Annotated in this window: 11 protein-coding genes; 6 read left to right on the plus strand and 5 right to left on the minus strand. The window is 67.5% G+C overall.

Annotation, left to right across the window (positions count from 1 at the left end; all coding sequences use genetic code 11):
• Positions 1 to 236 precede the first annotated feature (236 nt).
• The 4 genes from VFG33_RS32825 to VFG33_RS32840 all read right to left on the minus strand — a co-directional run bounded on the left by VFG33_RS32825 (position 237) and on the right by VFG33_RS32840 (position 3,465).
• Complete coding sequence (locus VFG33_RS32825) at positions 237 to 2,228, minus strand: LamG-like jellyroll fold domain-containing protein (protein ID WP_325056885.1); 1,992 nt, start codon at positions 2,226 to 2,228, stop codon at positions 237 to 239.
• A gap of 100 nt (positions 2,229 to 2,328) precedes the next feature.
• Positions 2,329 to 2,781, minus strand: a complete 453-nt coding sequence (locus tag VFG33_RS32830; protein WP_325056886.1) for an NUDIX hydrolase — start codon at positions 2,779 to 2,781, stop codon at positions 2,329 to 2,331.
• Between the two features lie 81 nt (positions 2,782 to 2,862).
• Positions 2,863 to 3,120: an antitoxin gene (locus VFG33_RS32835; protein WP_325056887.1), complete on the minus strand. Its 258-nt coding sequence runs from the start codon at positions 3,118 to 3,120 to the stop codon at positions 2,863 to 2,865.
• A 93-nt stretch (positions 3,121 to 3,213) separates the two neighbouring features.
• On the minus strand, positions 3,214 to 3,465 hold the full coding sequence (locus tag VFG33_RS32840; RefSeq protein ID WP_325056888.1) for a hypothetical protein: 252 nt from the start codon (positions 3,463 to 3,465) through the stop codon (positions 3,214 to 3,216).
• A gap of 187 nt (positions 3,466 to 3,652) precedes the next feature.
• Between VFG33_RS32840 and miaA the strand changes: the two genes are divergently transcribed.
• From miaA to ggt, 4 genes are all read left to right on the plus strand, one after another.
• Positions 3,653 to 4,627 carry a tRNA (adenosine(37)-N6)-dimethylallyltransferase MiaA gene (gene miaA, locus VFG33_RS32845; RefSeq protein WP_325056889.1) on the plus strand — a complete coding sequence of 325 codons (975 nt, stop codon included), beginning with the start codon at positions 3,653 to 3,655 and terminating at the stop codon, positions 4,625 to 4,627.
• Positions 4,614 to 5,141, plus strand: coding sequence for a SigE family RNA polymerase sigma factor (locus VFG33_RS32850; protein WP_325056890.1), 528 nt, complete (start codon positions 4,614 to 4,616; stop codon positions 5,139 to 5,141). The genes miaA and VFG33_RS32850 overlap by 14 nt, the downstream gene beginning before the upstream one ends.
• A 1-nt stretch (position 5,142) precedes the next feature.
• On the plus strand, positions 5,143 to 5,829 hold the full coding sequence (locus VFG33_RS32855) for a hypothetical protein (protein WP_325056891.1): 687 nt from the start codon (positions 5,143 to 5,145) through the stop codon (positions 5,827 to 5,829).
• A 92-nt stretch (positions 5,830 to 5,921) separates the two neighbouring features.
• On the plus strand, positions 5,922 to 7,751 hold the full coding sequence (gene ggt, locus VFG33_RS32860; protein ID WP_325056892.1) for a gamma-glutamyltransferase: 1,830 nt from the start codon (positions 5,922 to 5,924) through the stop codon (positions 7,749 to 7,751).
• Between the two features lie 63 nt (positions 7,752 to 7,814).
• Here ggt and VFG33_RS32865 read toward each other — a convergent pair whose 3' ends face one another.
• Positions 7,815 to 8,111, minus strand: a complete 297-nt coding sequence (locus tag VFG33_RS32865; protein ID WP_325056893.1) for a hypothetical protein — start codon at positions 8,109 to 8,111, stop codon at positions 7,815 to 7,817.
• A gap of 83 nt (positions 8,112 to 8,194) precedes the next feature.
• On the opposite strand from VFG33_RS32865, the gene dapF reads away from it, so the two are divergent.
• Both dapF and hflX read left to right on the plus strand, forming a co-directional pair.
• Positions 8,195 to 9,043 (plus strand): diaminopimelate epimerase, encoded by an 849-nt coding sequence (gene dapF / locus VFG33_RS32870; RefSeq protein WP_325056894.1) that lies wholly within the window; start codon positions 8,195 to 8,197, stop codon positions 9,041 to 9,043.
• An 83-nt stretch (positions 9,044 to 9,126) separates the two neighbouring features.
• Positions 9,127 to 10,614: a GTPase HflX gene (gene hflX / locus VFG33_RS32875; RefSeq protein ID WP_325056895.1), complete on the plus strand. Its 1,488-nt coding sequence runs from the start codon at positions 9,127 to 9,129 to the stop codon at positions 10,612 to 10,614.
• The last annotated feature ends 680 nt before the right edge of the window (positions 10,615 to 11,294 follow it).

The following is an 11,294-nucleotide window of genomic DNA, read 5'->3' on the forward strand; positions in this document are numbered from 1 at the left end:
CCGGGCGTAGCTGCGTCCTTCCCTGGTCGCGGTGAGGTGTGTCAAGGGTCGAACTCGTTCGAGCCCGAAGGGCCGCGAAGCGCCCTTGACTCACCTCACCACGACTAGCAAACTCACGCAGCCCGGCGACGCGAACCACATCCACCTATGAAACCCGCGAACCACATCCACCTACCTACCGACGAACACATCCGCCCATCAACTCGCGAACCACGGCCGACGAGGCGCCTCGGAGGTTAGGCGTTGAGGAAGGACTTGGTGGGGAGGGGGCGGTCGACGATTCGGAGTTCGCCGATGTGGCCGGCGAAACCCTGGTCTATGCGGTTGTCGTAATGGCCGGCTCCGAGGAGCCAGGCGGCTCCTGTGGTGCTGAGGCCGTTCGAGCGGGTGTCTGGGTTGCGCAGGAGCTCCGACGAGTCGACGTACACGGTGCTGGTGCGGCCGTCGTTGACGATGGCTAGGTGGAACCAGCGGCCGGCGACCTGCTCGTGGCCCCAGTTGGTGAAGGTGTCGTTCTTGTCGAGCGGGTACACGGCCCACTGCACCTGGCGTCCACCGGAGAAGCCGAGTTTCACGACCGGCTCTGACGGGTCACTGCCTGTCTTGCCAACCTGAGCGCCGGTGCCCATCCGGCAGAGCAGGCCTTCCCACGAGTGGTCGGCGCCGTCGTCGGCGAGCTTGACGAAGGCTTCGATCGTGTAGCCGTTGCGGAAGGTGAGACGGTTCAGCGGTGCGTTGTCCGCGGTGCGGAGGTAGCCGCCGCGGGCCGGGTTCTTGCCGCCGGCAAAGAACCAGCTGCCGTGCCCGGGCTGGTCCGGGTGGTGTTCCGGGGACGGGCTCAAGGCATCCGAAGGACTGCCGGGCAGGAGGATCTTCGTGAGGTCGTTGCCCCGGCCGGAGTGGTCCACGATCCGGTTCTGGTCGGTGCCGTCGAAGCGCCAGTACGCGACTGTGCCCGGTACGACGAGCTTGGCCGCGGGGCGTGCCGGGCGGACCGGGACGGGGGCGAAGCCGGCGAAGCGGGTGGCGAAGTCGATCGGCAGGCTGAACCGGTTGGTGTCGTCGGTGAGCTCGATCTCGCCCTGCTCCAGTTCGTTGCGCTTGGCAACCGACTGGCCGAGGATCCAGGGCGAGATGGTCTCCACGTCGATGGTGTTCCGGGCCAGGTCGAAGTGGTACAGCCGGATCATCGCGGAGCCGCCGTAGTACCGGTCCTGGTAGTTGGTGATGTGCAGGTGCACATCATGGCCGGCGGCGTTCTGGCGGACCACACGGCCGGACGGCCAGTAGTGCCCGTTCAGCGTCAGGAAGATCTGGTCGTTGCCGTCGACAAGTTGTTCCCAGACCCGGTTGCCGTGGTCGGAGAAGTAGGCCTCCGGCTTGCCGAAGTCGGCGTTGACCAGTTCGTGGATGGTCAGGATCACCGGCAGCTGCGGGTGGTCCGCGATCACCTTGCGGGCCCAGGCGAAGCTCTGGTCCGAGGGCCGCCAGTCCATCGCGAGCAGCAGCCACTGCCGCCCGGCCGCGCGGAACACGTGGAACGAGTTGTAGCCGTCGGGCGTGCTGCCGCCGTACGTGCTCATCTTGCGGAAGCGCTGCGGCCCGAAGGTGTGCAGGTACGGCGAGTCGCCGCGCTGGTCGTCCTTGCTGCCGTCGATGTCGTGGTTGCCGGCCAGCACGCTGTACGGCATCCCGGCCCGGTCCATCACGGCGAACACCGGATCCGCCTTCGCGAACTCGCTCGCCTGTGCGTTCTCGACCACGTCGCCGAGGTGTGCGGTGAACACGATGTTCTCCGCGGCCTGCTGCTCGATCAGGTACTTGAAGGTCGCCGTCAGCGGCGCCGGGTCGCCACGATCCAGGTCGAACAGGTACTGCGTGTCCGGCACCACTGCGACCGTGAATCGCGGGTTGTCCGGATCCGGCCGCCCAGAACCAGAAGTCGAACCGGCGACAGTCGCACCTTGGCTCCCGGCGGCGTGCGAGGTCGACGCTGCAGCAGGTAGCGCGCCCGACACAGCGGGAACCAGCGCCGCACCGGCGCCAAGAGCCCCCACCTGCAGAAGCCGCCGCCTACTCGTCCCGTCACCGGCTCCCCCCGAGGCGCTGGCGCTCTGGTCCTGCGATGCACCGTCACCGGCTCCCCGCGCGGCGGCAGCGCTCCGGTCCAGCGGTGCGGTCCTGTCGGCTTCCGGGTTCACGTTCACACCGTCGTAGCGGTCGTTCATCTGTGCCTCCGCAGCTTTGTCCACCGGGTGCCTCACCGCCCCCGCGTATCCGCAGGCACTCTAAGTCGGTCGCGGTCTGCACCGATGAACGGCAGAGGAACTACGAGAAACCGTGCGCGATCACTGCGGGGATGCTCCCGTCCCGCAGACCGGCCAGCACGAGGGCCTCATGTGGAACGACCGGGTCCGGGAGTCTGTCGAGGGAGTACCAGTCGAGGCCGGTCGCTTTGTCCGGCTCCATCAGGCGGGGTTCGCCGGTCCACCGGGTGGCGGTGAAGAAGAAATCGACGCGTTCGTCGATCGCCTCCCCGTTGCCGCCCGTGCGATGCATCGCCGTAACAGGGATCAGATCGGCGGGCGCGATCTCCACCCCGACCTCCTCGCGAACCTCCCGCACCGCGGCCGTGAGCGCGGATTCGCCGTACTCGACATGCCCGGCCGGCACCGCCCAGAAGCCGTCCATGTAGCCGGTATTGGCCCTGAGCAACAACAGCACCTCGTCGCCCCGCCGGAGTGCGACATACGCCGCGGGAATCACCTGAAACCGATCCATACCGAGACCCTAGAGCGCCGGACCGACAACCAACGAAAAGGGCCGCAGGGAGAAATCCCTGCGGCCCTTGACGGTACGAACTCAAACAGGCTTCGGCCCGTTGTCGATGTCGTCGTCCTGGCCGTCCAGCCCGTCGAGACGGTCCTTGGCCTGGTCGACACCCTGGTCGATCTTGTCGCCGTACTTACCGCCGGTCTTCTCGTCAACGAAGTCGCCGGCCTTGTCGAGACCTTCGCCGACCTTGTCACCGTGGCTGTCGACCACGTCGCCGGCCTTTTCCTTCAGGTCCTCGGCCTTGCCCTTGAACTTGTCGAAGATGCCCATCTCGGGGGCTCCCATTCCTAGCGTAGTGAACTGCTTACAGACAGCTAGCGGTGATCTTTCCACCTACCGGGCCCGAGGTGTGGGACGCGCTCAGGTGGCGCCGTCGTTCTAGACGCCGCCACTCTCGACATCGCCGCCACTCTCGACATCGCCGCCACTCTCGACGTCTCCGCCGCTTTCGACATCACCGCCGCTTTCGACGTCGCCACCACTCTCGACGTCGCCACCGCTGTCGCCACCGCTGAACTCGACGTCACCGCCACTGGCCTTCAGTTCCACGTCGCCACCGCTGTCCGGCTCCAACCCGCCGTCCAGAGCTTCCTTGGCGGCGTCGGATTCTTCTTCGAACTGATTCGTCACGCGGTCTTCCTCCCGAGTCGATGCTGCGATTGTTCGGCCCCCCGAATCGCGTCCAATGCGGTCCGGACCGTAACTCTTCGCCTCTTCCTACCGAACTCACGGTAGGACCACAACCCCGCCGGTGCGCTCTTGTCCCAGAGTTCACTCCCGTACGGCGCCCCCGCGGCCGCACTGTCACACTGGTGTGATGGTCGAGTCACTCGTCGTCGCCGTCGTCGGTCCCACCGCCGCCGGCAAGTCCGACCTGTCGGTTGCCCTGTGCAATCGACTGCTGGGTGAAGTCGTGAACGCCGACGCGATGCAGGTCTACCGCGGCATGGACATCGGTACGGCGAAGATCACCGCCACCGAGCGCCAGGGGATCCCGCATCACCTGCTCGACATCCTCGAGGTGACCCAGACCGCGACCGTGGCGGAGTTCCAGGAGCTCGCGCGGGCGGCGATCGACGACTGCCTGCGGCGTCAGGTGGTCCCCGTCCTGGCCGGCGGTTCGGCGCTCTACATTCGCGCGATCCTCGACGATTTCGCCTTCCCCGGCACCGATCCCGCAGTACGGGAGCGGCTGGAGGCCGAGCTGGCAGCGCACGGATCGGGTGCGTTGCATCGCCGCCTCGGCGAGGTCGATCCCGCCGCCGCGGGGCAGATCCTGCCCAGCAACGGGCGCCGGATCGTGCGCGCGCTCGAGGTCATCGAGATCACCGGCTCCCCGTACGCCGCGACGCTCCCCGAGCACACCTACTTCTACCCGGGCGCGGTGCAATTGGGACTCGACGTCCCCAGGCCGGTGCTGGACGAGCGGATAGATCGCCGCGTCGACCGGATGTTCGAGCAAGGCTTCGTCGAAGAAGTCAGCGCCCTGCTGGGCAAGGGATTGCTGGACGGCCGTACTGCGAATCGCGCGCTCGGGTATTCCCAGGTGATCGCACTGTTGAACGGTGAGATCTCCGAGACCGAGGCCCGGGAGCGAACCGCCCAGGCGACCCGGAGGTTCGCGAGGCGACAGGACTCCTGGTTCCGCAAGGACCCACGCATCACCTGGCTCCCTTATGACGCTCCAGATCTGTTGGAGCAGGCGGCAGCCGTAGTACGAGGCAACCGTTTATCGGCCGACGGCGTAGTCGGGGTGGAAGAGGGCCTGGGGGCTGTCGATGCGAGGGGGTGACCGTGAGGCCGAGTTCCGCGAGTACTTGGTCGCGGACCGCACCAGACTGATGCGAACGGCGATGCTGCTCACCGCTGGAGACCTGCACACCGCCGAGGATCTGGTCCAGACCGCCTGCACGCGGGTCTATGTGCACTGGCACCGGATCCGGCACGAAGGCGCCGGGCCGTATGCGCACCGCATCCTGGTCAACGCCTTCCTGGACGAGCGCCGCCGGGCCGGCCGCCACCCCGAGGTGGTGACCGCGGAGACGTTCGAACCGAGGCTGTCGGAGGAGACCGATCCGGTGGACACGCTCGCCGTCCGGCGGGCCCTGCTGGACCTGGCGCCGCGGCAACGCGCGGTGCTCGTACTGCGGTACTTCGAGGATCTCGACGTGGCCACCTGCGCACGGATCCTGGAGTGCACCGAAGGAACTGTGAAGAGCCAGACCGCCAAAGCGCTGAAGAGACTGAAGGATCTGATGTCCGAGGAAGACGACGTGGCCATCGATCCCACGACTGGGAGTAGTTGAAGTGAACGACGTGAAGAGCCTGCTGGAGGAGTTCGCCGACCGCGCGGTCGCCGGACTGCCGCCTGCCGACGTGGATGCGGACGTAGTGCGCGGTCGTCGCGCGTTGCGCCGGATCAGGGCGCGTCGCCGGGTCACGGGCGTGCTGTGTATCGCCGCCGCGAGCGCTGCTGTCCTCGTGGTCGGCAACCAGGCGAAGTGGTGGGACAAGGGCGAGGCGGAGGTCGCCACTGATTCCCCCGACGCCGATGCTCAGACCGGGCAGACCCCGACGGCTGCGGCGAGCTCAGCCCCCTCGGACGACACGATGTCGCTGTACTCCGGTTCGGCGCTGGCGCTGGTCGCGAACGGGCAGGCCTGGAGCACCATCGACTGCAAGCTCGCCCCGGAAGGCTGGACCCCGGAGACCCCGGTGACCGCCGACCGCGTAGTACTGACGCCGCCGAGCGTGCGGACGTCGGATACCGACGCCAAGCTGGAGCTGTCTGCGGCGGACGAGTCGCAGAGCCTGACCGCCGTCCGGGCGATCGGGTCCGGCGCGACGGTGGTCCATGTCGGCCAGGCCAGCGGCCGCCAGGTCGGCCAGATCAAGCTCGGTGAGCGCTGGCTCGTGGTCAAACTGCCGGTGGATGTCCAGCAGTGGACGGACGACGTGGTCGCCCGCTTCCTGGAGTCCTGCACCGTCTCCTGACCCGCGGACTCGCCAGAAGTAGCGCATTGGTCACCGAACGGGTAGGCAGGGGCCTGAGACCCGCCCCATACGCCAATCCCGCGGAGGACCCGGTGACACCGAAGAAGCTGGCCGCATCCCTGACCGCGGGCGCCCTCGTCCTCTCCGGCCTGACCGCCGGGAGCGCCGACGCCGCCCGCGCGCCTCAACCACCGGTGAAGAACCCCACTGCCATCGGCCTCGGCGGCGCGGTCGCCTCGGTCGACCCCGACGCGACCAACATCGGCGTCTCGGTCCTCAAACGTGGAGGCAACGCGGTCGACGCTGCCGTCGCGACCGCTGCCGCGCTCGGCGTGACCGAGCCGTACTCCGCGGGCATCGGTGGTGGCGGCTACTTCGTCTACTACAGCGCGAAGGACCGCAGGGTCTACACGATCGACGGCCGTGAGACGGCGCCTGCCACGATGCCGTCGGACGCCTTCATCGACCCGGCCACGGGCAAGCCGTACAACTTCACCCCCGAGCTCGTGACGTCTGGCGTTTCGGTGGGTGTGCCGGGGACGTTGGCCACCTGGAAGTCCGCGTTGGACAAGTGGGGATCGCTCTCGCTGGGCAAGGCGTTGAAGCCTGCCACGGACCTGGCCGACCGCGGATTCGTGGTGGACCAGACCTTCCGCAATCAGACCGAGGACAACAAGACGCGGTTCTCGGCGATCGTCCCGACGGCGCAGTTGTTCCTGCCGGGCGGTGAACCGCCGCAGGTCGGCACGCTCTTCAAGAACAAGGACCTGGCGCGGACGTACGACCTGATCGCCGCGAAGGGCCCGTCCGCGTTCTACAGCGGGGCGCTCGCGGACGAGATGGCCGCGGTGGTGAAGAGCCCGCCGAAGACGCCTGGAACCACCTTGCCGGTGATGCCGGGATACCTGACCGCCGGCGACCTTGCGCAGTACAAGGTGATCGATCGCGCGCCCACCAAGGTCCGGTACGACGGGCTGGACGTCTATGGGATGGCGCCTTCGTCATCAGGCGGGACGACCGTGGGGGAGGCGCTGAACATCCTTGCGCCGAAGAAGATCCACAAGATGAAGACGCCGCAGGCGCTGCACACGTATCTCGAGGCTTCCGCGTTGTCCTTCGCGGATCGCGGTGCCTATGTGGGCGATCCGGCGTACGTGGACGTGCCGACCAAGGAACTGCTGTCGCCCGGCTTCGGTGCTGAGCGGTCCTGCCAGATCGATCCGAAGAAGGCAGCGGTGAAGCCGGTCCCTGCCGGTTCGCCGGACGGGTCCTACTCGCCTTGCGCTGCTGGGGTTGCGGCCGCCGATCGGCCTGACACCGAGGGCTTGTCGACAACACATCTCGTTGCCGCCGACAAGTGGGGCAACGTCGTTTCCTACACGCTGACCATCGAGCAGACGGGCGGCAGCGGGATCACCGTGCCGGGCCGCGGATTCCTGCTGAACAACGAGTTGACGGACTTCTCGGCGATCTACGACGCTGCCGACCCGAACCGGATCCAGCCCGGCAAGCGCCCGCGTTCCTCGATGTCGCCGACGATCGTGCTACGCAACGGTAAGCCGTTCCTGGCGCTCGGTTCGCCTGGTGGTTCGACCATCATCACCACGGTCCTTCAGACCCTGACGAACCGCCTCGACCGGCACATGTCGCTACCCCAGGCCGTCGCGGCCCCACGGGCCTCCCAGCGCAACACCCCCAACGTCACCGCCGAACCGGCCTTCATCAAGGCCTACGAAACGCAGCTGACCCCGACCTACGGCCACAAACTGGTCCTCGCAGGCGACGCCCTGACCTCAGCCGCCGAGATCGGCGCCGTCGCAGCCCTCGAGTTCCTACCAGGAGGCGGCTACCTCGCCGCAGCCGAACCCGTACGCCGAGGCGGCGGCGCAGCCGCCACCGTCCACCAACTCTGGCCCCGCTAAACAGCCCGTTGCGTCCGAAGAACCTGAGGTCATAGCGCAAGGTTCTTCGGACGCAAGGTGCTTTCAGGGGTTCTTGAGGCGGCGGGGGCTGGTGGGGAGCGGGGCGGGTTGCGGGGGAGGGGACTCCTGCGCAAGCTCAAGCCAGCCGTCGTGCTGCGTGAGCAGCTCGTCCAGTACGACGGGATCCGTGGCGGCGGGGAGGATCACCATCCACGGGTGGTCCTCGTCGTCGTCCTCCCCCTGGAACCGGCCGCGGCGCACGCCGCCGGCGACCTCCGCCGCCACCGCCTCCGCCACCGCCTCCGCCACCGCCTCCGCGTCCTCCCGCTCGAAGAAGTACGCGACCAGTTCCTCGCCCATGCCGCAACCGTACGACGCAACTGGCGGACCTCGTCCAACTGCCTTCAGGTGGTCCGTCGCCGGCAGACCGTAAGATCGTTTGCGTGAGCGACGACACCTTTCCCTGGCTCAAAGGACACGGCACGGAGAACGACTTCGTGTTGCTGCCGGATCTCGACGGGTCCATCCACGGCGACCTCGACGACGCGCTGGTGCGGTTCCTGTGCGATCGGCATGCCGGGATCGGTGCCGACGGCGTCCTGCGGGTGATCGAGGGATCCAAGCAGTCGTACGTCGAGGACGGCGGCGACTGGTTCATGGACTACCGCAACGCCGACGGGTCGATCGGCGAGATGTGCGGCAACGGGATTCGCGTCTTCGTCCGGTACCTCGCGGACCAGGGACTGACCGGCGACAAGCCCGTCCGGGTGGGAACCCGGGCCGGCGTCAAGGAGGTCGTCCTCAACGACGACGGCACGATCACCGCCGACATGGGCGAACCGGTCTTCCCCGGCCCGGCCGGCATCGTGATCGACGCGAACGGTCACCAGTGGCCCGCCTTGCACGTGAACATGGGCAACCCGCACGCTGTCGCCTTCGTGGACGACCTGCAGGAGCCTGGTCCGTTGCTGGACCCGCCCGGCTGGTCCCCGGTCGAGGCCTTCCCGAACGGCGTGAACGTGGAGTTCGTGGTCCGAAAGGGACCGAACGAGGTCGCGATGCGGGTCCATGAGCGTGGCTCGGGGGAGACCCGGTCCTGCGGCACGGGGACCTGTGCTGTGGCGGTGGCGTCTGCCCGGGCCGCGCGGCAGGAGGCTCCGGTCACGTACCGGGTCGGAGTACTGGGTGGGGCCGTCACTGTCCGTTGGCGTGAGGACAACCATCTGGAACTGACCGGGCCCGCCGTGGTGCACGCCCGCGGGGAGTTCGACCGCAGCTGGCTACCCGCGTGAAGGGGAATTCAGCGGCCTGAGGGGTCGTTGTATCAGTTAATCGGGTCGCCCGACTGGGTGACCCGTGCCACGATGGAAGGTATATGACGACCCATTCGAACGCATACGAAGAGACCGACGTCGACCTCGACCTGACTCAGGACGACGTGCTCGACGACGAGGAGCCTTCGTCGACGGGTTATGACCGCGAACCGAACACCGAGGGCCTGGAGCTCGAGGAACGCCAGGCGCTGCGGCGCGTGGTGGGGATGTCGACCGAGCTGACGGACATCAGCGAGGTCGAGTACCGCAAACTTCTGCTGGAGCGGGTGCTGCTGGTCGGCATCTGGACCGATGGCAGTGCCGAGGACGCCGAGAACTCGATGGCCGAGCTGAAACTGCTCGCCGAGACCGCGGGTTCCGAGGTACTCGACGGCGTGATCCAGCGGCGCAAGAAGCCCGACGCCGCGACCTTCATCGGTAGCGGCAAGGTGCACGACCTGCGGAACCTGGTGGCGTCCCTGGGCGCTGACACGGTGATCGCGGACGGCGAGCTGGCGCCTGCCCAGCTGCGCAACCTGGAAGACAAGCTGAAGGTCAAGGTCGTCGACCGGACCGCGCTGATCCTGGACATCTTCGCGCAGCACGCGAAGAGCAAGGAAGGCAAGGCCCAGGTCGAGCTGGCCCAGCTGCAGTACATGAAGCAGCGGCTGCGTGGTTGGGGTGGGAACCTGTCCCGCCAGGCCGGTGGTCGCGTCGGTGCGGCAGGTGGCGGTATCGGTGGTCGTGGTCCTGGTGAAACCAAGATCGAGACCGACCGGCGCCGGATCAACACCAAGATCTCCAAGCTGCGCCGCGAGCTGAAGGACATGAAGGGCACCCGCTCGACGATGAGGCAGGAACGCCGCCGGCACTCGATCCCCTCGGTCGCGATCGCGGGCTACACGAACGCCGGCAAGTCCTCCCTGCTGAACTCGATCACCGGGGCCGGTGTCCTGGTCGAGAACGCCCTGTTCGCGACCCTGGACCCGACGACCCGCCGTACGACGACCTCGGACGGCCGGGTGTACACCTTCACCGACACGGTCGGCTTCGTCCGCCATCTCCCGCACGACATCGTCGAGGCATTCCGCTCGACGCTGGAAGAGGTAGCCGACGCAGACCTGCTGCTGCACGTGGTGGACGGCTCCCACCCGGATCCGCTGTCCCAGATCCAGGCAGTCCGCGAGGTACTGAACGAGATCGGCGCCTCCGACGTCCCGGAACTGATCGTGATCAACAAGGGCGACATCGCGGACGCGATGGCGTTGGCCCCGATCATGCAGCGCGAACCACAGGCAATCGTGGTCTCTGCTCGTACGGGCGAAGGCATCGACAAGCTGAAGTCTCTGGTGGAGGCGTCACTCCCGCAACCGGACGTAGCAGTCAACCTCCTGCTCCCGTACGACCGCGGCGACCTGGTCTCCCGGATCCACTCCGAAGGCGCAGTCGACCAACTGGAACACACAGCCGACGGCACCCGCCTAACCGCCCGAGTCCACCCCTCCCTGGCCGGCGACCTCACCCCGTACGCAGTCACGGCAACCCTGTAACCCTCAACTCCGACAAGGCCGGCGTTCACTCGAACGCCGGCCTTTCGCATCCCCACCACGCTTCGCCGGTACGCCGGTACGCCGGTACGCCGGTACGCCGGTTGCATGTGGTTGCCGACGGCAACTGTGGTTGCGGCGGGTGCATTGGCAGTGTGGTTGCGCGGTCTCCGCTGCGTGATGGTGCTAGCCGAGGTGGTGGGTGTCAAGGGCGCTTCGCGGCCCTTCGGGCTCGAACAAGTTCGACCCTTGACACCCACCACCTCGGCCAGGGAAGGACGCAGCTACGCGGATCCCGCGCAGAGGTATGAGCTGCATCAGGGGATTCCACCCGCGCGGGTGGTGCCGCGTTTCGGGGTGGCCCCATCCAGACCTACAGAAGTTGCGACACCCCGTCCAGTAACCGGTTTCCGGGGGTGGGGTCGGCGACTTCTGTAGGTCTGGATGGGGGGCCGGGCCGCAAGCCGTGGCGCGGTTCGGTCGGCTGCCGGCTTGTGGGGCCGATGCCGGTCTACTGGACGGCATCGGTCGAACAGCCCGCTATCGGCGGTGGGGCCGTCCGGGTGGCTGCCGGGTCGTTGGGCCGATGCCGGTCTGTAGGGCGGTATCGGTCGAGCAGGCGGCTATCGGCCGGGCGGTTCACCGGGCGGTTCACCGGGCGGTTCACCGGGTGGTCCGCCTGG

The organism is Kribbella sp., from assembly GCF_035687465.1.
Classification (GTDB): Bacteria; Actinomycetota; Actinomycetes; order Propionibacteriales; family Kribbellaceae; genus Kribbella.